30 protein-coding genes and 1 pseudogene are annotated in these 22978 nt (G+C 41.4%); 13 read left to right on the top strand and 18 right to left on the bottom strand.

Features of this window, described 5'->3' with window-relative positions; translation table 11 throughout:
* Positions 1–164: 164 nt before the first annotated feature.
* A complete protein-coding gene (locus tag ACFVAD_RS23690; RefSeq protein WP_386646206.1) occupies positions 165–635 on the top strand; it encodes a hypothetical protein in 471 nt (156 codons plus the stop codon).
* Between the two features lie 106 nt (positions 636–741).
* Here ACFVAD_RS23690 and ACFVAD_RS23695 read toward each other — a convergent pair whose 3' ends face one another.
* The 5 genes from ACFVAD_RS23695 to ACFVAD_RS23715 all read right to left on the bottom strand — a co-directional run bounded on the left by ACFVAD_RS23695 (position 742) and on the right by ACFVAD_RS23715 (position 3299).
* Positions 742–1263 (bottom strand): GNAT family N-acetyltransferase, encoded by a 522-nt coding sequence (locus tag ACFVAD_RS23695; protein WP_386646209.1) that lies wholly within the window; start codon positions 1261–1263, stop codon positions 742–744.
* A 393-nt stretch (positions 1264–1656) separates the two neighbouring features.
* Positions 1657–1935: a VOC family protein gene (locus ACFVAD_RS23700; protein WP_386646293.1), complete on the bottom strand. Its 279-nt coding sequence runs from the start codon at positions 1933–1935 to the stop codon at positions 1657–1659.
* Positions 1936–1966: 31 nt separating this feature from the next.
* Entirely contained in the window at positions 1967–2374 is a 408-nt protein-coding gene (locus ACFVAD_RS23705; protein WP_386646212.1) for a VOC family protein, read from the bottom strand.
* Between the two features lie 81 nt (positions 2375–2455).
* On the bottom strand, positions 2456–2824 hold the full coding sequence (locus tag ACFVAD_RS23710; RefSeq protein ID WP_386646214.1) for a VOC family protein: 369 nt from the start codon (positions 2822–2824) through the stop codon (positions 2456–2458).
* A gap of 28 nt (positions 2825–2852) precedes the next feature.
* Positions 2853–3299 carry a GyrI-like domain-containing protein gene (locus ACFVAD_RS23715; protein WP_386646217.1) on the bottom strand — a complete coding sequence of 149 codons (447 nt, stop codon included), beginning with the start codon at positions 3297–3299 and terminating at the stop codon, positions 2853–2855.
* A gap of 224 nt (positions 3300–3523) precedes the next feature.
* On the opposite strand from ACFVAD_RS23715, the gene ACFVAD_RS23720 reads away from it, so the two are divergent.
* Positions 3524–3694: a hypothetical protein gene (locus ACFVAD_RS23720; protein ID WP_386646220.1), complete on the top strand. Its 171-nt coding sequence runs from the start codon at positions 3524–3526 to the stop codon at positions 3692–3694.
* Positions 3695–3885: 191 nt separating this feature from the next.
* Here the strand turns inward: ACFVAD_RS23720 and ACFVAD_RS23725 are convergent, their stop codons facing one another.
* From ACFVAD_RS23725 to ACFVAD_RS23735, 3 genes are read right to left on the bottom strand one after another with little or no spacing between them, the layout of a single operon-like run.
* Entirely contained in the window at positions 3886–5307 is a 1422-nt protein-coding gene (locus ACFVAD_RS23725; protein ID WP_386646223.1) for a dihydrolipoyl dehydrogenase family protein, read from the bottom strand.
* A gap of 6 nt (positions 5308–5313) precedes the next feature.
* A complete protein-coding gene (locus ACFVAD_RS23730) occupies positions 5314–5901 on the bottom strand; it encodes a CDP-alcohol phosphatidyltransferase family protein (RefSeq protein ID WP_386646227.1) in 588 nt (195 codons plus the stop codon).
* Positions 5894–6568, bottom strand: coding sequence for a TVP38/TMEM64 family protein (locus ACFVAD_RS23735; protein WP_386646230.1), 675 nt, complete (start codon positions 6566–6568; stop codon positions 5894–5896). The genes ACFVAD_RS23730 and ACFVAD_RS23735 overlap by 8 nt, the downstream gene beginning before the upstream one ends.
* Positions 6569–6607: 39 nt before the next feature.
* Between ACFVAD_RS23735 and ACFVAD_RS23740 the strand changes: the two genes are divergently transcribed.
* Positions 6608–7684: an FAD-dependent oxidoreductase gene (locus ACFVAD_RS23740; protein ID WP_386646233.1), complete on the top strand. Its 1077-nt coding sequence runs from the start codon at positions 6608–6610 to the stop codon at positions 7682–7684.
* Between the two features lie 23 nt (positions 7685–7707).
* On the opposite strand, the gene ACFVAD_RS23745 is transcribed toward ACFVAD_RS23740, so the two are convergent.
* From ACFVAD_RS23745 to ACFVAD_RS23760, 4 genes are read right to left on the bottom strand one after another with little or no spacing between them, the layout of a single operon-like run.
* Positions 7708–8664, bottom strand: a complete 957-nt coding sequence (locus tag ACFVAD_RS23745) for an ABC transporter ATP-binding protein (RefSeq protein ID WP_386646236.1) — start codon at positions 8662–8664, stop codon at positions 7708–7710.
* Positions 8665–8670: 6 nt separating this feature from the next.
* Positions 8671–9459 (bottom strand): ABC transporter permease, encoded by a 789-nt coding sequence (locus tag ACFVAD_RS23750; protein ID WP_386646239.1) that lies wholly within the window; start codon positions 9457–9459, stop codon positions 8671–8673.
* A 15-nt stretch (positions 9460–9474) separates the two neighbouring features.
* Positions 9475–10338, bottom strand: a complete 864-nt coding sequence (locus ACFVAD_RS23755; RefSeq protein ID WP_386646241.1) for an ABC transporter permease — start codon at positions 10336–10338, stop codon at positions 9475–9477.
* The gene (locus tag ACFVAD_RS23760) at positions 10316–11548 is read right to left on the bottom strand and encodes an ABC transporter substrate-binding protein (RefSeq protein ID WP_386646244.1); all 1233 of its coding nucleotides are present in this window, start codon (positions 11546–11548) and stop codon (positions 10316–10318) included. Before ACFVAD_RS23760 ends, ACFVAD_RS23755 begins: the two co-directional genes overlap by 23 nt.
* 475 nt (positions 11549–12023) lie before the next feature.
* Between ACFVAD_RS23760 and ACFVAD_RS23765 the strand changes: the two genes are divergently transcribed.
* The 3 genes and pseudogenes from ACFVAD_RS23765 to ACFVAD_RS23775 all read left to right on the top strand — a co-directional run bounded on the left by ACFVAD_RS23765 (position 12024) and on the right by ACFVAD_RS23775 (position 14029).
* Entirely contained in the window at positions 12024–12704 is a 681-nt protein-coding gene (locus ACFVAD_RS23765) for a Crp/Fnr family transcriptional regulator (protein ID WP_386646247.1), read from the top strand.
* Positions 12705–12776: 72 nt separating this feature from the next.
* The gene (locus ACFVAD_RS23770) at positions 12777–13283 is read left to right on the top strand and encodes a peroxiredoxin family protein (protein WP_386646250.1); all 507 of its coding nucleotides are present in this window, start codon (positions 12777–12779) and stop codon (positions 13281–13283) included.
* A 78-nt stretch (positions 13284–13361) separates the two neighbouring features.
* Positions 13362–14029: pseudogene (locus tag ACFVAD_RS23775) on the top strand (haloacid dehalogenase type II).
* Between the two features lie 71 nt (positions 14030–14100).
* Here ACFVAD_RS23775 and ACFVAD_RS23780 read toward each other — a convergent pair.
* The gene (locus tag ACFVAD_RS23780) at positions 14101–14532 is read right to left on the bottom strand and encodes a hypothetical protein (RefSeq protein WP_386646253.1); all 432 of its coding nucleotides are present in this window, start codon (positions 14530–14532) and stop codon (positions 14101–14103) included.
* A gap of 245 nt (positions 14533–14777) precedes the next feature.
* Between ACFVAD_RS23780 and ACFVAD_RS23785 the strand changes: the two genes are divergently transcribed.
* The 4 genes from ACFVAD_RS23785 to ACFVAD_RS23800 are packed head-to-tail and all read left to right on the top strand — an operon-like array spanning position 14778 to position 18640.
* On the top strand, positions 14778–15812 hold the full coding sequence (locus ACFVAD_RS23785; protein ID WP_386646256.1) for an FtsX-like permease family protein: 1035 nt from the start codon (positions 14778–14780) through the stop codon (positions 15810–15812).
* A 1-nt stretch (position 15813) separates the two neighbouring features.
* Positions 15814–16569, top strand: a complete 756-nt coding sequence (locus ACFVAD_RS23790; protein WP_386646259.1) for an ABC transporter ATP-binding protein — start codon at positions 15814–15816, stop codon at positions 16567–16569.
* 14 nt (positions 16570–16583) lie between these two features.
* Positions 16584–17264, top strand: coding sequence for a response regulator transcription factor (locus ACFVAD_RS23795; protein WP_386646262.1), 681 nt, complete (start codon positions 16584–16586; stop codon positions 17262–17264).
* Positions 17261–18640: a sensor histidine kinase gene (locus ACFVAD_RS23800; protein ID WP_386646265.1), complete on the top strand. Its 1380-nt coding sequence runs from the start codon at positions 17261–17263 to the stop codon at positions 18638–18640. Before ACFVAD_RS23795 ends, ACFVAD_RS23800 begins: the two co-directional genes overlap by 4 nt.
* Before the next feature lie 226 nt (positions 18641–18866).
* Here ACFVAD_RS23800 and ACFVAD_RS23805 read toward each other — a convergent pair whose 3' ends face one another.
* The gene (locus ACFVAD_RS23805) at positions 18867–19058 is read right to left on the bottom strand and encodes a hypothetical protein (protein ID WP_386646268.1); all 192 of its coding nucleotides are present in this window, start codon (positions 19056–19058) and stop codon (positions 18867–18869) included.
* Between the two features lie 200 nt (positions 19059–19258).
* On the opposite strand from ACFVAD_RS23805, the gene ACFVAD_RS23810 reads away from it, so the two are divergent.
* The 3 genes from ACFVAD_RS23810 to ACFVAD_RS23820 are packed head-to-tail and all read left to right on the top strand — an operon-like array spanning position 19259 to position 20155.
* Complete coding sequence (locus tag ACFVAD_RS23810; protein ID WP_386646271.1) at positions 19259–19465, top strand: helix-turn-helix transcriptional regulator; 207 nt, start codon at positions 19259–19261, stop codon at positions 19463–19465.
* Complete coding sequence (locus ACFVAD_RS23815) at positions 19465–19956, top strand: hypothetical protein (RefSeq protein WP_386646274.1); 492 nt, start codon at positions 19465–19467, stop codon at positions 19954–19956. The genes ACFVAD_RS23810 and ACFVAD_RS23815 overlap by 1 nt, the downstream gene beginning before the upstream one ends.
* Positions 19957–19969: 13 nt before the next feature.
* Positions 19970–20155 carry a hypothetical protein gene (locus ACFVAD_RS23820; protein ID WP_386646277.1) on the top strand — a complete coding sequence of 62 codons (186 nt, stop codon included), beginning with the start codon at positions 19970–19972 and terminating at the stop codon, positions 20153–20155.
* Positions 20156–20345: 190 nt separating this feature from the next.
* On the opposite strand, the gene ACFVAD_RS23825 is transcribed toward ACFVAD_RS23820, so the two are convergent.
* From ACFVAD_RS23825 to ACFVAD_RS23840, 4 genes are all read right to left on the bottom strand, one after another.
* Positions 20346–20720: a hypothetical protein gene (locus ACFVAD_RS23825; protein WP_386646280.1), complete on the bottom strand. Its 375-nt coding sequence runs from the start codon at positions 20718–20720 to the stop codon at positions 20346–20348.
* Positions 20721–21285: 565 nt separating this feature from the next.
* Positions 21286–21831: a delta-aminolevulinic acid dehydratase gene (locus ACFVAD_RS23830; RefSeq protein ID WP_386646283.1), complete on the bottom strand. Its 546-nt coding sequence runs from the start codon at positions 21829–21831 to the stop codon at positions 21286–21288.
* Positions 21832–21931: 100 nt separating this feature from the next.
* Positions 21932–22528, bottom strand: a complete 597-nt coding sequence (locus ACFVAD_RS23835; protein ID WP_386646287.1) for a class I SAM-dependent methyltransferase — start codon at positions 22526–22528, stop codon at positions 21932–21934.
* Between the two features lie 234 nt (positions 22529–22762).
* Positions 22763–22978: hypothetical protein (locus ACFVAD_RS23840; protein ID WP_386646290.1), on the bottom strand; the 216-nt coding region annotated here is incomplete at its 5' end.

A 22978-nucleotide genomic window follows, 5' to 3' on the forward strand; every position in this document is an offset into this window, starting at 1 on the left:
AAGGTCTGCTTCCCCTTCAATATGGACACTGAACCCGTCAGTTTCAGGACTAATAGCCACGTCAAATTTTGGACATTGTAAAACGTCATTAACACTCATGTTTTCATGGATAACCACATATTGATGAAATAAGTGTTTAATTTTATTTATAAGGAGTGTTAACTTTGTATCCATATTACTTTAGGGGAAATGGCTGGGAACCAATTTTAGGCCTATTACAACAAAGTCTATATGCCGAAGAAATGCTATGCGCGATAAGTAGTGAACTCTATCATATTCCAGAGACCCAGGATTTGAAAGGCAATAACGAGATGCATAGCCATTTGGTTCCCGCCTCCTACCACCGGGTCACATCAGTTGGATCAGCCAGTAGGCTTGTCAGTGGAGAACAGCAGAATACCGTTATAGTAACTATGGCAACCTGTATTGTGAATGCAGAAAATCAAGACAAGGGAGTTCGTGAGTGGTTGCAAGTAATGGAGAATAATGCCGAAGATCCATATAGACCAAAGATGAGAATGTTAATTCAGTGGCAAGATCAGGCAGAATCGTATTTAAGACAAGCAAAGAATGCTTTACAGTCGATGGGAGTTAGCTTCCCTTCAGATAGTGCGGATCAGGAGCAAAATTATTAGAACTATTTTCAAAGCTTCCTAAATCTAAATTAAAGAATATTGTTGTTGTTTTAAATACAATGAAGGGAACTCCGTTATTTTGGAGTTCCCTTGTTCAATTTTTGTCTCATAAATACTTCTCCATGCGGATATCAGACCACAATGCACCTTGCCAATAGGTAAAATCTTTTATATGGCCGATTTCCTTATAGTCCAGCTTCTGATACAGCTTCTGGGCCTGTATGTTAAATTCAAACACGCCGAGTTCAATACGTTTAAGACCCTCCTTCTTAATCTGTTCTTCTAAATATTGTATCGCCACATGACCTACCCCTTTGCTTCGGCCTTCGGGCTCACCGATCGTAATCCCTATCCAGGCGGTTCCTGGCTCTTTTTTGTAGAGATGGCTAGGATCAACCATATAGTTCATTTCTCCGATCAACTGGTCATCCAGATATATCAAAAAGATGTGATTGTCTTCCAGCCGTTGTGTCAAGTTATCAAGGGTAATTATCCTCTGGCGTTCCAGTTCTGACTTATTTTGGTTAGGGCGAGTCAACGGAATTAAACTTGGGTCGTTTTCCCACCGATTAAACACGTCTACGAGGGTTGAGGCAGGTTCAGTTAATTTGATGAAATAAATATTCAATGGGCACCTCCAATGATTAAGTCGAAACCTGACTTTATATTATCCATATGTTTTGTGAATATTGACTGTCTCTAAATATGAGTTTACTTGGATGATCTATGCTCCATAATGATGCCTTTTCATAACATTTTTTTTCAAATCTGTTATCTAACTCAATCATTTACTTTCCTTCAACAAAAAAAATTAGCGCTAATCATCTTAGAACAGCGCAAATTAATACAGATACTGAAAAAATCTATATTATTTCTAGATATTTAATTACAGACGTAAACTTTTATTGTCATATTGAACACAAAATCTATTACCATCTAAGTCATAAAAATGTACGAATTTATTATCTTCACCATCATCAATTATTTCTTCAACATTTACTTTTTGCTCTTTCAAATGTTTTTATAGATATTCTATATTTTTTGTTTGGAATCCTATAACACTATGTATTTTACCATTGATAGTGAAATTTGCTGTTGTATGATCACTTGTCTCGTTCAAAAATAGCATATGACCTGAAGGAAGATTCAATTGTGCAAGTTTTTCTTCTTCGGAGTACCAAATATATCGTAATCCTAAAACGTCTTTATACCAAGAAATGGACTTTTGAATATCTTTAACAGGAATTTCGTTAAATAATATGCTTTCAAGCACAAATATCATCCTTTCTATCCCAGTCATAATCACCTTTCGTTACTTCCTTAATAAATTTTTACTTTTTAGCTTGTGCCCAACCACCCCAAATTTCAATCAAATTTCCATCAGGGTCTTTAACAAAAAATGATAGTCCACATTCATCGTTATCTATAATTTCCCCTATTAAATTATTATCTTTTAATTTCTCGTGTAGTTCATATATATTCGTTACTTCTAAAGTAATAATACATTGTTCATGACCTTCTACTTCAGTATAAGTAAGATTATGTGAATTTTCAGTTTTAATTAAAAAAATGGTTTGGTGGGAGTTTATTTTTAGTTGTGCTTGAGTTGAGGTTTCGTTCACCTCGTTTAGTAATTCTAAATTCAGATTGTTTATATACCAATTTGCTGCCTCTCTTATATCTGTCGCAGGTAGATATATACAATTTATTCCCTTTACTTTTGTTTGCTGTTGAATCATTCATTTTTACCTCCTTCATTTATGTATTTTCATAAAAAAAATTCTTTTTAAAGATAGTAAAAAGACTGTTTGTAGAGTTTGTTAGTTGTGAACTTGGAGTTTGTTTCCACTTGGATCGTAAAAATAAAAGAAGTTATGTCCCTGGTCCTCTTGCATAGATTCTACTTGGACATCTCTTGTGGTTAAGTATGTGTGGAATTCTCTAATCCTTGATGTTACAAATCCAACCGAAAACTCAGGATTCCCTTTTACTGTAAAGTGTCCCCGTGAATCATGATCTGCTTCGACCAACACATAAAGCGGTCCTGATTTAAGTGCTAAAACAGCTAAATTATCTTGGTTAAACCGTAATTGTAGTCCTAAAATTTCTGTATACCACTGTATAGATTGTTCAAGATTATTAACTGGAACTCTAAAATAGTGTATTTGTTCTAGAAAAGCATTATTCATTATTCAATCTCTCCTTCTATATCAATCCTTAATTAACAATAGGAATATACACCTCAACGTTTTCAACGTCATTTTCAACTTGATCATACACTTCAATAATATAATTGTTAGGGGATGAATGTTGGTAATTATTTTCAACAATCCATTTATCTAGATTGGAGTATATGTTACTCATTTCTGATACTTTCCCTGTTGTCATCGCATATCTATGTTCGGCTTCAATATATTCCATTCCCGTTGGTAAATCGCTTACTTTTTCGTTCACTAATACACCCACGTAGAATGTTCCTTCTAATTGATTTTGTTGTTTTGGCTGCTCATAAACCGTTACTTCAATACCACTACTAAACGGTATTTCACTTTCTCTGTTTAAAAACAACTGTGCTGCTTTTGGTACTGCTTCTGCATATTCTTTAAAAAGCCCTCTGTTTTTTCCACCTACAACCATAAAGGTTTTCTCCACTACTTTAACCAATTTATCTCCTCCTTTCAGGAACCATTAAATGTTAAATAATCCCAAAATTAATTATATTATATTTTCACTGAAAAGTAACTATATTAACTGAATATTTTAATATTAATAAAAAATAGCTTTTAGAAATGGTCAATCGCTCTTTTGTAATTTTGGTATATTTTTCACATAGAAAGAAACGAATTGGAGAAATTAAAATGAAAAGCAAATAATATGAGGTGATAGTCATGTCAAGCCAACGAGATCATAAGGAAAAGAACCAATTCAACAACCAAGAAGAGAGTAAGCATGCCGAACTACATCCCCCATACTTTGACCCTTCCCTACCAAAGGATACCCTCATTCTTGATGAAGATATGTCAAAAAACGCAACAAATGTCGATGATGTTGAAATATAGTTTGATTAAAGAATCATAATTAATAACACATGAAACAATCCATTTTGAAAAAAGATCAAAATGGATTGTTTTCATGTTGTATAGTGGTAAATCAAATAAATTGAGCAACCATAGCAATGTTTCTATCAGAATTCCTTCATTTTTCTTTCCACTTTTTCATAGAAAGTAATTAAAATCTATCAAACCATTCCTCACCATTTCCAACGGACATACGTCTCCAACATCCTCTGGATCCTGCCTTCAAACAGTGTTTCCCTCCAGTAAAGGTCAGCTGTTTGCTGAACGGCCGCACTGTGACTCGGATAGGGATGGATGACATTGGAAAGTGCACCGATTTTCTTGTTGAATTGTTTGGCTGCTGCTACTTCCTGCATGAAGTCGCCGGCGTGCTGGCCGATAGCATGAGCGCCAAGGATATGTCCCTTTTTGTCGGTAATGACTTTGACGAGGCCTTCTGTCTGGTGGTCCGCAACAAATCGGTCGACATTGGATAACGGTACACGGAACACTCTGATGTCATTGCCCTGACCCCGAGCCTCTTCTTCGGTCACTCCAAGATGGAAGACTTCCGGAGATGTGTATATAACCCATGGTACATGGTCGTAGCTGACTTTCCGCCGCAGTCCCAGGAGTGCGTTCTGTACGACGAGCTTCCCTTCCATTCCTGCAACATGGGTAAAGGGGAATGCACCGTTGACGTCACCAACTGCATAAATGTGGGAGACATTGGTTTCCAATCGTTCATTGACGGTGATGTAGCCTCGTATATCCGTGAGGACACCCGCTTTTTCCAGCTCAAGGGATCCAGTATTCGGTATTCTGCCAGACGCTACAAGTATTTCATCCACCGGGAGTTCACTCAGCACTCCTGCGCTCTTCACGAACAGGATTTTCTTGCCGTCCCGCATTTCCACTTTTTCCACAGAAGCTTCTGTCAGGATTGTCAGTTCTTTTTCCAACAGCTTTGTCATAGCATGACGGATCTCTTTGTCCTCTTTACCAAAAAGAGTTGGCGAACTATCAATGACGGTTGTTTCACTCCCCAACCGTGACATGGCCTGTGCTAGCTCCAATCCGACAGGTCCTCCACCGATGACGGCGAGCTTTTGCGGCAGCTCATGTAAACTGAATATACTTTCATTGGTCAGGAAGCCGCATTCCTTCAGCCCTTCAACCTCTGGCACGAATGGACGTGAACCGGTAGAGACAACGATTTTTTTGCCATAAAGCACTTCATCATTCACCCTTACCTCATGGGGAGACTGAAAGCTTCCCGGACCCAAAAAAACATCCACTCCAAGTTTTCGGAAACGCTCTACATCGTCATGCTCCTGGATATGGGAGATGGATTCCCGCACCCGATCCATCACGGCTTTCATATCGACGGCGCCGGATGTTTGAAGACCGAGGCCAACCAGAGAGCGGGCTGCATGGACTCTGTTGGCTGTTTCAATCAGTGTTTTTGAAGGAACACAGCCATAGTGTAGACAATCTCCCCCAAGCAGATCATTTTTTTCAATCAGGGCCACTTTTCCACCCAATGAGGCAGCACCAGCGGCAACGGTCAGTCCGCCGGCACCCCCTCCAATAACAATCAGATCATACTTTTTCATTCCCCTTCACTCCTTATCCAATATTCGCTTCGCTTCCAATAGCCGCTGTGTGCCGGTGAAGGTCTCCACAAAAAAGAATAAGAGCGTGGTCCATAATACATAGGCAGGCAGGAGCATCATGATGGAGAGAAACAGGAAGCCTTCCGTTCTCTCAGCCAAGCCTGCTTGATAGTAAAAGGATTTGACCCCCTGCTTTTCCGATACGGCCCCTACTGTCAGGAAGACGGTCATGGAAAAGATAATCGACACACTCAATAATAGGAGCGCCCATTGGACATCAGGAATGGCAAAAGCAATGCCGAGGATGACACTGATTTCAACAAGCCGGTCAAACGTCACGTCCATGACTGTTCCAAAGGCGGATGGCTTCGTCTGTCGTGCCATCGTGCCATCGACCGCGTCCAGATAGCCGCTCAGCCATAAAACGATGACGGCGATGATCGGGAACCCGAAGTAGAAAAAGATTCCGGATGAAACGCCTATCACAAACGATAGAATGGTGACCTGATTGGCGCTCAGGCCTAGCTTCAGAAAGCCGGTCGCTGTCTTTTCGATGGCCGGCTGTACATATTTTCTTGCATGGGTATCAAGCATCTTTTTTTCCTCCCGCTTTAGTCTGCCCGAGCTTTTCCCTAAGTTTAGGGCTTGCGATTACCGGAATAATGGTGATAAGTAAAAAGACAAGGACCGCTGCGATTACGTTCCCTATATTATCCCCTAAAATGCTCGATCCCAAAAAGTTGTAAGCAAAAGTCCCTGGGATAATTCCAATGAAGGTTCCCAGCACAAAAGGCGCAAATTTCACTCTGGATACTCCAGCTGCATAGCTGATCAAATCAAAGTTTAATAGAGGGATCAGCCTTAAAAGGAGAACATAGACAAATCCACGTTTTTCTAGTTGCTCTGTGATCTTCTTCATTCTTGGACCACTCGTTTTCCCTTTCACCAAGCCTGTGCCCACTTTTCTGGCAACAAGAAAGGACACGATGGCACCAGCAGTTGCACCGATGATGGTATAGACTGTTCCCCACAAGGCTCCAAAGGCCAGGCCTGCCGTCAGCGACAAGACCGAGGCGGGAAACAGGATCAATGGCCGGACGGTATAGAGCAGTATGTATAGAACCGGAGCGAATGCCCCATAGGAAAGAATCCATTCCCTGATATCCTGTGGACTCAGATTCAGGTATTCTTTGTTGATATACAGCAGGACTACAATTATGATTGCAATACCAATTATTTTTCCAGCATTCTTCTTTGACATAGTATCATCCCTATTTTTTTGAGTGAGGTGTAACACAGAATGGAAACGGTTATTCTTGTCGGCGGCGGCCATGCCCATATTCAATGCTTGAAACAGCTCCAGGAAGAAACACTCCCTGACTCAAGGTTCATCCTTGTATCCTCCAATAAGTATCAATACTATTCCGGGATGTTCTCAGGATTCACCGAGGGTCTTTATGTCGAGGAGGACATTCGGATAGACTTGAACGAGCTTTCCCGTAAGTCAGGTGTACAGTTCATCGAAGCGACTGTCACAGAACTCGACCCTGAAAACAAAAGAATCGTCCTTGATAAGGGTGAAACCTTGTCCTACAGTGTCATTTCTTTTGATATCGGCTCCGGGACGAATCATGGACTTCTTCCCTCGAACGCGGTACGCACGGTGAAGCCGAATTACACCTTCCCTGATACGATAAAAGAACTCCGTGATTCCCCGTCTCCTGTGATTGTCGGAGGAGGCGCAGCTGGTGTGGAAATCAGTCTGTCCATCCTCGCTCGCAAAAAGCGACTCGGGCAATCCGGACAGGTGACCCTGATCAGTTCCTCCCGCCTACTTCCCGGTGCGCCTAAGGGAGCATCTGCCAGTCTCGAAGAATTATGCAGAAGCAAAGGGTTACAAGTCTTTGTGGACGAAGAGGTAGAAAATATTGAAGATCAGATTATCCGAACGGGCAATCGCTCTATCAAGCATTCCGGGGTCCTGCTGCTCACAGGGCCAGCCTCCTCTCCGCTTTTTCGGAAAAGTGGTGTAAGCTGCACTGAGGACGGATACCTGCTTGTCAAGTCTACGCTGCAAAGCGAGAGCCATCCGGAGATCTTCGGTGCCGGGGATTGCGTGACCCTCTCCATCTATCCGGAGCTTGCAAAGAACGGTGTCTATGCGGTGCGGCAAGGGCCTGTGCTGTGGGAGAACCTCAAACGAACCCTTTTGAAAAAGGAACTGACTACCTTCGAGCCACAGAAGAGGTTCCTTTCCATTCTATCCACAGGCGGGAAAGAAGCGATGCTCCTGTACGACAGGATCTATTTTCAAGGAAAATCCCCCTGGAAGCTCAAAAATAAGATTGATCGTTCCTTTATGAAAAAATACAAATGACAGCAGCGGTCTTCTCCCTGCTGTCATTCTACTGTTATCACATCTTCTTCCTTCTCTATTCCTATCAGAAGTTCTTCCCCTGCCTGATAGTCGTCCTCTGCCAGAATGGTCAACTGCTTTTGGTTGTCTGTCAGTTTGATATCATAAAAGACTTTTCCATGCTTCATTCTTTTATTCACGACGGTTGCGCTCCAGCACTGAGCATGGGTTTCCCCCGGATTGATGACTTGGAGTTTTTCGCTATGCACAAATGTAACCGGATCGAGCATGAATCCGTCGGAATAGAACTCTGCGACAAAGGAACTTTTCGGATGGTAGTAGATGTCGGACGGGTCGCCAATCTGCTGTAGTCTACATTCCCCAAAGACTGCCACCCTGTCCCCCATGATCATCGCCTCTTCGATATCATGTGTGACAAAGATAGCAGTTGTGTTCTGCTCTTTCAGCAGCCGCTTCACCCAATCCCTTGTTTCCTGCCGAAGCGCATTATCGAGACTGCTGAACGGTTCATCAAACAGGAGCAGGCTTGGACTGGTGACCAATGCGCGGGCAAGGGCAACGCGCTGCTGCTGCCCACCTGACAATTCATAGGGCATGTAAGCTTCATAGTCTGTGAGATTGACCTTCCCGAGAAAGCTTCTTGCTTTTGCCGTTTTCTCTTTTTTACTTCCCTGCTGGAACCTGAGGCCGTACATGACATTATCGAGTACCGTCATGTGCGGAAAAAGAAACGGCTGTTGAAACATCATGACAACCGGCCTTTTATTGGCAGGTATGCTGGTTATTTCTTTTTCTTCGATATAGAAGGAGCCACCCGTCATTTCCTCGAGTCCTGCCAGGCATTTGAGAAAGGTCGACTTTCCGGTGCCTGATGGACCGACAATGCTGACGATTTCCCCCTTTGCCATCGTAAAGCTGACCGATTCAAAAACGGACGACGACTTTTTATAGCTTTTTTTCATATCCTGAATGACTATCATGTAAAATCACTTCCTGAAAGAACGGTTTTTATAGGGATTCATTAAATGGAACATACCTTCAAACAGGATGACCACCAATATCGGAAGAATCGCAAACAAGAGCGAAAAGCTTGCGATCACCGAGGTGTCGACACTGTTCAAATAAGGAAAATACAGCAGGGCCAAGGTCAGCACATTCCCTCCCCCGATGATGGCGGTGAGGGCGAATTGACTGAGTGAGATGACAAAAATGAGAAACACTGCACTGCGAAAGCTTGAGATCATCTGCGGAAGGTACACCGAATAGAATGCGTACAGCTTGTTCCCGCCAAGTGTCACCACCTGGTTCTCAAAGCCTACGCCAAGCCTTTCAAAACCGGCGCGGAAAATCTTGATCGAATAGGGAACCGTCGGAATCAGGTGGATTATAATCACACCAAGGATTGTGTCGCTTAACCCTACCCGAATCATGGCAATATGAATCCCCATTACCACTGCGAGACTGGGTATTAGAATTGGGAGGATCAGCAGGGTTTCAAGCCATGCTTTTCCTTTGAAAGAGTGAAAGGCGAGCTTTCTTGCTGCAGGCAGGGCGATGACAAAGTTCAGGAAAATAACACTGATCCCAATTACAAAGCTTGTAAGCACCGCTCGGATCAGCTGCGGCTCTCTCATAAGTACCGACCAGCCCCTCAGGCTTAAACCGGGAGGCAGCACCTCTGGCCATCTCCAGTTGAAGGCAAAACTATTTAATAAAAGTAATAGGACAGGTGTGAGAAAGAATAGCGCCCACACGAAATGCCAAGTTCTTTTCATAGAATCATCCATTTTCTAGTTATTTCCCCTCATCATCTGATAGCGCTTCTTGTTCATCGAGGTGGAGGCAACTGCCGTAATGAAAAGAATGAGGACCGTAATACAAATCATAAATGCAAAAGATAGTGGCCGCTTGCTCCAATCTCCCTGGAAGAACCATTCATACGCGACGACCGATACCATTTGCGGGTATGTTGTGCCGAGCAGATAAGGAAGTTCAAAGGCTGCGATGACAAAGGCGAAGACAATGATCCCCGCCTCGACCAGCACCGGATAGACCCATGGCCATTCGACCGTCTTGAAGACGTTCCACCTGCTTCCCCCAAGAGTCCTTACCACCTGTGGCAGCTCCTTAGGCATATTCATATACACCGGCAAAAGGAGCAGGACCACAAAAGGGACCTCTTTTGATATATACGTAAGGATGATGCCAATTCCGTATTCATCCTGAATGATCAGCGGAAAGGAGGACGAGGTCTCGATGACACCCATTTGATGGAGAATCGATGAGAGCCAGCCCGTCTGTGAGAACAGGAGGATCATCATGTATCCCCAGACAAAGTGTGGAAAAAGCATCGGCAGCCAAAGCAGGCTCCGCGACCTTCCACTCAAAAGCCTATGATGCAAGAGCTTTGTCACACCCAACCCGATCACAAGGGAGCAAAGGGTGGAGACACCTGCGATAATTAGACTGTAGGTCATCGAATCCCGGAAGCGCTCCTCTTCGAACAATGCCGAATAATGCTCCCACGTCCAGCCCGTACTGCAGGCGACACTTTCACAAAAGGAAAGAAAGAGTGCATAGAGGACGACAAGGGTGATCAGGATAAGTGCAGGCAGAAAGGCCATAAATTGCTTAGTCTGTCTTGACCACTTCATTGATCCAATGCTCCTTTAACCAGTTCACATACTTCGCATCCACTTCCGGAAGGTTCTTTTCTGCAAGCACCTCCGGCGGCAGGACAGAAGCTCCTCTATCCATCGACTCCAGCTTAGCCTTGTCTTCTTCCGATAGTTTTGTAGGATCCAATGCAATGTTTTCTCCCCAGTAGGTGGAATCATACTTTGATAGCTGTGCTTCCGGGGATAGCAGATAATTGATGGCTGCCATTGCCCCTGCTTTGTTCGGACTGTTGAACGGCACCGCCAGGAAGTGCGTGTTGCCTATCGAACCGGAGTCCATAATGAAGGATTTCGTGCTCTTAGGGAAGTTTCCGTCTTTGATCAAACTCTCGGCACGCGCTTCGTTATACCCGAATGTCATCCACACTTCCCCTTGGTTATAAAGGCGGTCGAGCTCCGTCAGGTCGGAAGGATATGTTTTCCCTTCTCTCCATAGATAAGGCTTGATGTCCCTGAGGTAGTTCCAGAGATTCTCCTCCCCTTTTTCCAGCAAGTCTTCACTATAGCCTTCCTCTAATAATGTGTCGGGACTTGCCACCTCTTCATATAAAAGATGCCTCAAAAATGCATTCCCCGTAAAATCGGAAGCTTCCGGATACGTGAATCTACCTGGATTCTCCTTGACCCAGGCTTTCAACTCGTCGAAGGATTTGGGAGGGTCAGCTACCTTCTCTGCATCATAGAAGTATACAAACTGCACCTTGCCCCATGGCGCCTCCAATCCTTCCACTTCCGTCCCGAAATCATACTGGATATCGAGGCTTTCGGTGTCGACATACTCCTGCACATTCGGCAGCTTCTCTGTAAAAGGGCCGACCAGGAGCTCATTGTCCTTGGCATTTTTGAAGTTCTCGCCGTTGATCCAGATAACATCAATGGTCCCCTTCTCTTTGCCGGCCTTCTTTTCATTGAACAGCTTTTGCAGGATCTCGTTCGTATCCATCGGAACCCGCTCGAGCGTAATATTATGCTCATCTTTCAAGCGCGGGGCGACAAATTCATCCATATAACGGTTGATCCCGTCATCTCCTCCCCACATATACATGCGGACAGTCGTCCCACTTGCGGACTTTTCTATTTCACTCCAATCCTTCTGCAGTAGATCCTCTGCACTTTGACCCTTTTCAGACTGGCAGGCTGCAAGCAAAAGAATGGATATGATCATTGCGGCAAGCTTCTTTATCATGAATGGCTTCTCCCCTTCACTATTTGTATCAGATATACCTATCATACTATTAATGGGTGTATGGTAAGAACTTTAATGTTCTGTCGAGTGTGCAGGTAATACTGACTTTAGTACTCTTTATTTTTATATAAGTTACATCCCTGTTATGATTTACTTATCTAGTGGTTTCTGAAGAGGATATTAGCTTTAACATTGTTCTGCCTTTATACATAGATTGAGCAGTCAGGACAACCGGAGCCGTTACTTCTCCGATCATTTCCTGTAGCTCCCTCGCTGCATCAGTCACCACCAGGATATTCTTTTCAATAAAAGGGATCTGATATTTTTCCAGATGGGCTTTTACACAGAAACACCGTTATTCCCCATCTATTGTATAGACTGTAATCATCTGTATAACCCCCTGAATTAACTTTATCAGGCTGGTTATTTATTTCCGTAATCCAGCTTACAAAATGAATGTAAAGGGAGAAAATCTATGGATAAGATCATGCAGCTTTCCCAAATCACGCTTTTCGACGAATTACCGATGAAAGAGCTGAAAGAGATAGACGAACTAAGTGAGATGCGCCCCGTCAGAAAGGGAACCGTTATCCTTTCTCCAGATCACCCCATTTCTGCACTGTTTTTATTGAAAAAAGGACAGGTCCGCTTGTATCGAATGAACGCGCAAGGCAAACAATTTACCGTTGATATTCTGACCGATGGAAACATTTTCGGGGAAACCTCCACTTTATCTCTGACTGATGATCAAATGTATGCCGAGGCAATGACTGATACATATCTCTGCGTCATTGGGGTGGAGGAATTCGAGGAGTTTATTGAAAAGAACCCTAAAATCGCGATAAAATTCATCAGCATTCTATCTAACCGTTTAAAGGAAGTCTACTCCATGAGTGAGAAAATCGCTCTAAGCGATGTCAAATATCGAATTATATTCCTTCTGTTGAAACTTAGCGAAAAAACTGGGAGAAGGAAAAAAGAGTGGCAGACCATCAACATGCTTCTAACGCATGCAGACATTGCAAACATGATAGGGTCGACACGCGAGACAACGAGCGCCATCCTAAGCCAATTAAAGAAAGAAGGACTAATTAAGAAGGGGTTAAAGCTATCCATTGACGCAGACAGAGCTTATCGGCTACTTGATGAATTGTAAGGAAGATTACATACTGTCAGCGTCAAAAGAGATACTATGTAATAGAAAGATATAAAAAAGGAGGCATTTATTATGAGCAAGCTAGAATCAAATCATGCTGCACCAAATTTCTCCCTACCAATGACAAACGGAGAAAATTTTAACTTTAGCGACCACATAGAAAAACACGAAAGTTGGCATCTTCTCATTTTCTTCAGAGGATCCTGGTGCCCGGTATGTATACAGGATTTAAAAGCTTTGGAAGAAAACGTCGGATATTTCAAAGAAAAAAATGTTCATATTATTACGGTATCTACGGACAACCTGGATGCATTGAAAGAGATGACGGAAGAGCACAAGCTTAGTTTTCCCGTTCTATCCGATGAAAAGCTCGAAGCATTGAAAGCATACGATGTATTTTATCATGGAGCAGATGCACCTTATGAAGACCATGGAACGCATGGCGAGCCTGCCTATTTTCTAATAGATGAAAAAGGAAAGCTGCTCTATCAACAAAGACAAACAAGCCCTTTTGGCCGTCCAACTGCAACAGAACTGAGAAAGATTGTTCAATATATTAAAAAGAATCTTAAAGGCTGATTGAATATACGGAAAAAGCGGGTATGATTATTCATACTCGTTTTTTTACAATTATATGGAGAGAGAGGTTTTTCTCAGATGGTTACTCCTATTAAAGCTTACCTATTTGATGTGTACGGCACACTATTTGATGTTCATTCAGTGAAAGAAAAATGTGAGGAACTATTCCCTGAAAAAGGAGATAGCATCAGCCTTACCTGGAGAAAAAAACAGCTAGAATACTCCTTCTTAAGACAATTGATGGGAGATTACGAAGGTTTTCAGAGCATAACAAAGGCTGCCTTACGATATACACTTAAAGAACACAAAGAAGAATGGAGCAACCAAACAGAACAAACTCTGATAAGTGCCTATTCCCACTTGACGCTTTACCCTGAAGTGGTAGGGGTCTTAAAGAAATTGAGTAAGAATAAACTAGCAATCTTTTCAAATGGAACTCCGGATATGCTTGACTCACTTATAACAAACGCCGGATTGACCCCTCATTTTGATCGGATTATAAGCGTCGATGAAATCAAGCAATATAAACCTACTCCCGCTTCCTATAGATATGCATTAAAGCAACTTGGTTTAGAGCGGGAAGAGGTATTATTCATCTCCTCGAATGGATGGGATATTTCAGGTGCAAAAATTTCGGTTTTCAAACCGCTTGGATTAATCGCGCTAACCTTCCGGAGGAAAAACTTAATCTATCTCCTAATCGTATTTATAGTGATTTGAATGGAATAACTGAATGGAATGAATAATGTGCGATGATGGACCTGAGTAATGCCCCAAAGCGCAAAAAAGGCTGGGAATCTTCCCATGCCTTCAGTATTTATTCATTTATTGCAGCCACAACAAGATTACTTTGCTTATCCCCTCTGATTTCCAAGCTGTATACCTTCCCCTTTTCCAGATTCAGAGGGAATTTTTCTCCAATGAGGATTCTTTTCCGATCATCTTTCACATCGATAAGAGCAAGTTCAAATAACACTTCCCCATCCAATGACAAATCCGCTTCTGTCAGTTCAAACTGAAGGGACTCTCCCTTTTTCAGTTTGGGACCATCTTCGGCTTTCATCGTCCCCTGCGAACCTTTCAATTCTTCAGTGTGATACCAGCTTAATTCAAGCATGTAGATATCATAATCCGCATTATTCTTAACATCCACGACTACTGTATCTTCTTTAGGCCGGATGCCGTCCGTGGAACTGCTGCAAGCAACTAGGCTATGCACCAGGAAAACGATAAGCATTAGCTTCTTCATTCAATTATCCCCCTTCTCAAATACCACCAGCTGAGGTGGTTCCCAGTTTCATACCTGTATCTCATTTTCTATTATTTTCCTTAATGATACATCTCAATTTATTGTTTATCAATAAATTTTTATCATCTTAAATGCAAGGGACTTCTATGTAAAAATCCGTTCATCTTCCGTTCATATAAAAGATATATTCTAAGTTTACAAATGAGGCCCTTGTTAAGTTGGTCACAAATAAAGGAGGTATCCCAATGAATCTTGCGTGGAAAGAAATGAGAAAGAATAAAATAAGGTTTCTGATTTTTGGTTCCATTGTGTTTCTCATCAGTTTTTTGACGTTTATCATTTCTGGATTGGCCAACGGTTTATCACAGGACAATGCTGCATTAGTCAAGGATTTACCTGAGGGGCAATTCTACATGGCGGAGGACGCAGATGAATCCTATAATCTGTCGAGAATTGAGAGCAGCATCCAGGAAGAAACGTTAAACGTTCAGACGAATGCGGTGGCACTTTCTATTCAAATGGGATTTGTGCATGATAGGAGCGACAAGCCACTAAGCGTTGCGTTTGTCACCTCTACCGATTCACCGCATTTTATGGATGTTCAACCCGGGGAGATTCTCCTCGATCGTTCGATGGAAAGTAAGGGGATAAAAGAAGGAGATAGCCTAACCGTTCCTTCATCTAGTAAAGAGTTCACCGTTAAAGGTTTCCTCGACCAGAAGAAATTCAGCCATGCACCAGTTGCTTTCATTAACATGGACGACTACAAGCTCATGCATAGGGTGAAGGAAATGCAATTGATTTTCATACCGGGAATGGAGAAGGTTGAAGAAATAGCAGGCTTGGAAACATTCACAAAAAAACAATTTCTCCAGACGATTCCAAGTTACACCGCGGAGCAGATGTCCCTTAACATGATTGTCTGGTTTTTGGTCGTTATCAGTGGCATGCTGTTTGCCATCTTCTTCTATATGATGAATGTCCAAAAGATCGGATTGTATGGGATATTAAAAGCGCTCGGATTAAAAACAAGCGCCTTATTCAAGATGATGTGGACGCAGATGCTTTGTATCACGGCAATGGCACTGTGTCTGGCAGCGGCAATGAGCCAAGGCTTCCAACTGGTTGCCCCGGAAGGAATGCCGTTTCATTTGTCCCTTCAAGCAACCATGCAACTGTCTATGGTCTTTCTCTTAATCGGATTTATTGGAGCTTCTGTTTCCGGGATTCAGATTAAAAAATCCCAAGCACTACAAGCCATTCAGCAAGGAGAGGTGTAATATGGCATTCTTTTCAATGAATCATGTGAAAAAATCGTTCCTTCAAGGTGATGTGCAGGAGGAAATATTGAAAGGTGTCCATCTTTCTCTGAGAAAAGGCAAGTTAACCGCTTTGGTAGGGGCTTCAGGATCCGGTAAAAGCACCCTGCTTACCATCGCAGCCGGACTTCAACCTGCTTCAGCCGGCGAAATCCTCATGGAAGGGAAAAGCTTGCATGCAATGGATCAGGAGGAAATCAGGAAAATAAGGGCAGAAAAATTCGGCTTCGTCTTTCAATCGGCCCATCTCGTTCCGTTTCTTACCGTGGAAGAGCAATTGAAGCTGATGCTGGATGTGTCGGAATCGAAATTAACCAGAATGGAACAAAGAAAAGAAATAGCAAGGATCCTGAAACTCGTTGAAATGGACCATCGGAGAAATGCCTATCCTGCTTCCCTGTCCGGCGGGGAAAAACAGCGGGTGGCCATTGCACGTGCCATCATCCATAAGCCTGAAATTCTTTTCGCCGATGAACCAACCGCAAGCCTGGATTCCAAAAAATCCAAAGATGTGCTGTCATTGATCCGTGAACTTACGGATACGCTGAACATTGCCACCTTGATGGTCACCCATGACGAAGCGATGCTGCCATTTGCCGATCGTATCATCAGAATGTGCGACGGCCTCATTTTGCAGGAGGAAACATCTACATTTCCTACTCCCAGTTTGCACCGGACCATTTTTAAAGATACAGTAAAAATGAGTGATTTTATCTAATAGGAGTATACAGAATGACCAATATATTGATCGTTGATGACGATATCCATATTCTAAACCTTGTAAGAATCCATCTTTCCGAGCAGGGATATCAAGTATTCCAGGCAAAGGACGGAATGGAAGCACTGGAAATCCTCCATAAGCAGACTTGTCATTTGGCGGTGGTCGATGTGATGATGCCTTTTATAGATGGCTTTACCTTAACGAAGGAGATCAGAAGCCGCTATCATATCCCCGTTATCCTGTTGACAGCCAAAAATCAGATCGAGGATAAGGAGCAGGGATTCGAGGCGGGAACGGACGATTATCTAGTGAAGCCGTTCGAACCGAAAGAGCTGAGCTTCCGGATAAGAGCACTGCTACGCCGGTATGACAAGCAGCCGGAGGATACCGTTCTTCGCATAGGGAATACAGTGATAAATAAAAAGAGCTATGAAGTGACCATCGAGAACAGAACTATCCTTTTACCCCTGAAGGAATTTGAACTGTTGTATTTTCTGATGGCAAACCCGTTGCAGGTGTTCAAGCGGGATCATCTGATTGAACAGATTTGGGGCTTTGACTATGAAGGCGATGAACGGACGGTAGATGTTCATATAAAAAGATTAAGAGAACGCCTGTTAACATATACAAATGATTTTCAGATTAAAACCGTACGGGGCGTCGGGTATTCATTGGAGGCAAAACGCGAATGAAATCTCTCTACACGAAATTTGTATTTACGACAATCGGAATCATGATAACCAGTAGTGTGCTTGCTTTTTTCATCTCCAATGCCTATTATCAGCAAAAATTAAAACCCGAAAACGATGAAAAAACCACCAGGTTCGCTCAATCCATCGCTGAATTTGCAGACGAACATCCGGGAGTCAGCTTGAATGACTATCTCGAAAACGTTTCTACCATCGGATATCAGCTTTACCTTGTGGATAGCACTGGTGAGGAAGTTTCTTTTGGAGCAACCTTCAAAGAGAAGGACCTTTCTGATCCAACCAAGAAAGCGGTACTCGCGGGGAATGTCTATCATGGTATTCTTCGGTATCCGCAAGAGATGTTTGTAACAGGCTTTTTTGCCAATGACCTGGAGAATACCATCGGGGTTCCTTTAACTCATAACGGAGAAAACTATGCACTCTTTCTACGGCCCGATATTAAGCTTCTATTTAATGAGATGCATTATTTATTTGCCTGGCTGCTTCTCCTCACGATCTTGCTGAGCATCGTGATGGTTCTTTTCAGTGCCAAATATCTGGTGAAGCCCATTTCCAAACTGACAAAAGCCACCACCTCCCTCTCTAAAGGCGATTTCCACGTGAAGCTCGATAGCAATCGCCATGATGAGCTGGGTGAGCTTTCCCGAAGCTTTGTGCGGATGGCCAAGCAGTTGGAGCAGATGGAGGACATGCGGAAGGAGTTCATTTCGAACATCTCCCATGATATACAGTCCCCGCTTTCCAATATCAAGGGATATACCAAGCTACTCGAAAAAGAAACAATCAGTCCGGAAGAACGAAGCCAGTATGTATCCATCATCCAAGACGAAACCACGAGACTTTCCATCTTGACCAAGCAGCTATTGCTTCTTGCCTCTTTGGATCGCGATGATTCTATCGTGAAAAAGGGTCCTTTCAACGTGGGGCAGCAGCTGCGGGATTTGGTACGGAACTATCAATGGCTAATCAGTGATAAAGGGATGATGCTAAGCTACTCCCTGCCCGATATAGAAATCACTGCTGATTCCTCCCTGCTCCATTCAGTTTGGGATAACCTGCTCTCTAATGCGATCAAGTACAACAAGCCTGGTGGCCAAATCGATCTATCCATGGAGGAAAGAGGAGATAAGCTATTCACCACCTTTAAAGATACAGGCATGGGATTGAGCCCTACAGATTTGGAGCGGGTATTCGACCGCTTCTATCGGGCAGATTCAGCTCGAACCCGAACAACCGAAGGAACGGGACTTGGTCTTTCCATTGCGGCAAAGATTGTGCAGCTGCATGATGGACAGATCCATGTAACGAGTAAAGTAGATGAAGGAACATCATTTGTGGTGGAATTGCCTGTCAGGTAGTGGAAAAGTCGATTTCCTATGCGCGGAATCGACTTTTTTCTTTTTAGCTCCATTAAACTCGCCAGTTAATAATGTAATTTTCGTCCGGTTGAAATGTTTTTCATCATTAATCTTCCCGATACTTCTCCTTCACCATACCAGAACCGATCCCCGCTCCGACCATCAGGATTAAAGGGCCAAAATTCCATAAGAATGATCCACCATAGAACGTAAAAATAAAATCAGTTTATTTGTTCATTATGAGGACTCCAATTTTCATCACCATTAATGCAACACCTGCTAAAAATAATACATCAAAGGAGAATTTCAGCTTCGGATACGCCAAGTGCTTACTATCTTTTATCACCTTCTCTTTCAATTCCTCATGACTACTTAACAATTCGTCAATGGAAACAGCGAAAAGGTCACTGACTTTCATAATTACTTCAATGCTTTATTTCAAAAATTAGTGATCAAGATTCTGAGCCAATGCGATTAATTGTTAAGATCAAACCCGTAATTGATTCCTATATCAAAATGATGTAAAGCGCCCTTGACATTATCCGAAATGTAAAGTAGACTTTACTTACAACCGATTGTAAAGCTAGCTTTACAAAAGTGTTAGGAGTTGAGGAAACGATGAGAAACCGCATCAAAGATCTGCGCAAAGCTACGAAGATGACGCAAGAGGATCTAGCAGTACAGGTAGGAGTCTCGAGACAATCAATCATTGCCATCGAATCTGGAAAATATAACCCATCACTCGAATTGGCATACAACATTTCAAAGGTATTCGATTGCATCATTGAAGAGGTCTTTATTTTAGAAGAAGGGGGAGAGGAATAATGGAGGTACAAATAGGTGGGTTGATTGGATTATATGGGGGTGCTGTAATTGGTATATTAAGCTGGTGGTTCGGACGCAGCATTTCCAAAAAGCAGCGTGGTTTGGATGAATTACATGACCATATTTGGCAGAAGGCTCGATCCATTTCTTGGTTCTTCACCCTTGCTTCCATCTATTTATTATTTACTTTAATCATGTTCGGTATGGAACTAAGAGCAGCCATGGTTCTTGGAGTCATTATGCTTGTTCATTTGGCGAGCTGGGGCATTACAGGCGTGATCTTGTCCATCAATATGAATATGTCAGAGCCATTGAAGCCTTCTAAAGTCAAATTCGGGATTTCCATTGTGGTTTTTTCACTTATTATATTTACTATTCTTTCTAGTGCTACCGGCAACTGGTGGTTCCTGCTTGCCAGCGTTCCACCAAACACCATTGGGTTAATATGGGCATTAACTCCTGAAAGAAGCGGTGAGGATTTTGAGAAATAAGGAGGTGGCAACTATGGCACACGAGGCTAAAAAGCTTATTCCAGGATTAGGCACGCTCATTAAGATACAACCCGATGAGGTTAGTTTTCAAATAGAGCACCAAGCTGACTCTACTGCAGCTACACTACCTGAGTTAGTAGCAGACTTTAACGAGCTATTAGCAAAGCTTCAAGCAGCAGGTATTATGAAAAAGCAATAGTCCATAACCAGGTCAGGGGCAATAAACCCTGGCTTATTTTTTTAGAAGCATATGGACGGTTTCCAGCATACAATAGAACCGTCAATGTGGATTTCTATCACATATTAAATTCCATCGTGGAAAAGATGTCCCATACGATGATTTGGCCCTACATAATGAACTCTAGCAGTTACTTTAATAACAAAGTCTATTAATTGAATAATTCTTTCATATCTTCTGGAACCACAATCACATCTTCTATTTCAATTTCATTGTTTCCATCAGCTGCCGTAAGCCTTACCAACAGCATCTCTCCGTTATCAAAGGTTACTAATTCATACCTTGTGTACCCAGCACGTGCTGTTGTTATATCTTTAAGTTCTTTGAAATCACTTTCGGTAATACTCCCTTTCCTCCCATCAGAAAACAATGAGTTAAAACTTTCATAATCATCATTATCTATTGCTGATTTCATTAACCAAGTAGTATTTTCAGGACTATTAGGTTTGACAGTTTCGTTGCTACAACCGAGAGTTATCCCAAATGAAAAGATAACAAGTAATAATAGATTAAAATTAGTTCTCATACATATCCCCCGTGCCAATAATATTGATTAAATATTTTTTAAAAATATTTAATTACCTTCTTTTGTCATTAACCTCTTTTATTCTATTTTACATTACTGCTTTTCTTAAACGATCCTACCTAATTGTTCAATAAGAAATTGCATTCACGCTGTACTGCAATCGCTCCCTTTACTTGAACAAGGCAGCTACAAAATATATTAAAAAGGGCTTATCAGAACTCCTATTAACCCAAAAATACAACCAATACCTGAAAAAGCTATTGCAACCTTAATATCCTTCCTGCTTTTATTTACAAATTCGTTTGAAAGTGTATGGCCAATTTTAAGATTTTTAAAACGTTTCCAAAACGAATAAAACTGAATAGAAGCAAGAAGACAAAAAACTAATGCTAAAATGTACACAAATTTAAACCATTCCAGTTAGAACCTCTCCCTTTAACTCAATTTGCTGCCCAATCTTACCCAAATCTTCAATAATGAAGAGCGATTATTATGCTGCAATTGCTCCATTTAACAGAAGACTCGATTTCAAGATAATCTTAAAAGACAACAATAATGGTCTCAATTATGTATCAACAGAATACCATTCATACAAACTTGTTTCCTTATCCGTAGATTTCGCTAATTCATAAGCTTCTTTTTCTGTCCTTTTATTCGATAAAATTTCATAAAAGAAACGTATTATAAAATACAATGTTGCATTTCCATCTATGTAATCACTTGGACCAATGTATGTTTTACATCCAATATTAAGAAATGCATTTGCTAATTCAGAGGATCCCAATGTACATCCATTACCAATAACTAATTGATTATTAAGCTTACCATATTCAAGAATTTCCTTTGCACCAAAATTTTTTCTAGGTTCATTTTCTTCATAAACCATTTCACCAAGCTTTGGCATAACTAATTCGCTTTCAACTCCGTGGAATGAAAGGATGATACAATCAGCATCCTCATCTGACAAAATTTTTATGAAGTCATTCGGACGCCCAATCCAATAAGTTAATACTCGTACATTAAATGCTTCTAAACTTGAACGTATTGCTTGTGCTTCAAGATTACTGTCAGGACCTACTACTAAAGCAATATCCATATATGAATTACTCATAAAGGCTCTCCTCCTAAAAAAGCTTTTAAGCTACTCCTCTATCTTTACTTCAATTAGAAAGGTGCGATCTCCTCCTTGAAGAAACGCACCGCAAGTTAATTCACTTTTTAATTTTACAAATATAAAACGGATATTCAGGAAAATCATCGTAAACATCTTGCTTTTCTAAGAGATGATCTGTATTTCTTATGTATTCTTCTATCACTTCAAAAGGGGAATATTTTTGGTGTGCCATAAACATAAGGTATCCACCCTTTTTTAATAAACTAAAACAGGCATCTAGACATTTTTCGAATTCGCCTATTTCTTTGATAGCTGAGCCAATAAGTGTAACAATGTCAAATTTCCCCTCAGGTAAATCAGTATCAAAAATGCTCTTACATATTACTTTAGAAGGATTTGGATGTCCTTCCCTCGTTTGTCTATATGCAAATATTTCACATATTTCTTTATCTATTTCAATGCTTGTTAAATTTCCTTTGTCTTTTATCCAATAACCTAAAAAATCATCCCAATCGCCAGTACCTATTCCCACATTACAAACTTGCATTCCTTCAGTAATCTCAAAGGATTTTCTTATATAATTCCTTGTTTTCATTTCAGTATGTAAACATTGAGGAGAGGTATTCCAAACACCGGCTTCAGGACTTTTAAGTTCAAGATAAAATTGAAATAATTTTTCATCCATATTATTCATTGTTTTTTCCCCCTTTGTTTTCACATTACTTCTTCAACTGCCATTTAGTTTAAGTTCATTTTTTTGTATCTGGTATTTTAAAAATGCAGATTATGGAAGTATTCAGAAACGTGCATTTTCTAAATAAGAACTTGCATATTTTTGGCTCATTACTGATTTAGCTTATTTAACAAAAGCTCCAGTTTGTTGAAGACATTCATTTAATATTTTATTAAAGAAAAGCTCCTAAGTAGATTAAGTTTTATCTTTAATAGGTGTTTTTAGATTAGCTTTGCATGATTTAATTATTTTCTCAACTTTGTTCTTGAATTCATCATCCCCATGCTTTGGTAAGAAAAATGAAACTTCTCTGAGGTACTTAGTCTTATAGTAAAAAAGATAATAATTTTTAGTGGAGTATATTGTAGGTTTTCCTCTTAAGTCCAAGTTACTATGTCTTAATAAGAACTT

The organism is Sutcliffiella sp. NPDC057660 (assembly GCF_042800035.1).
GTDB lineage: Bacteria > Bacillota > Bacilli > Bacillales > Bacillaceae_I > Sutcliffiella_A.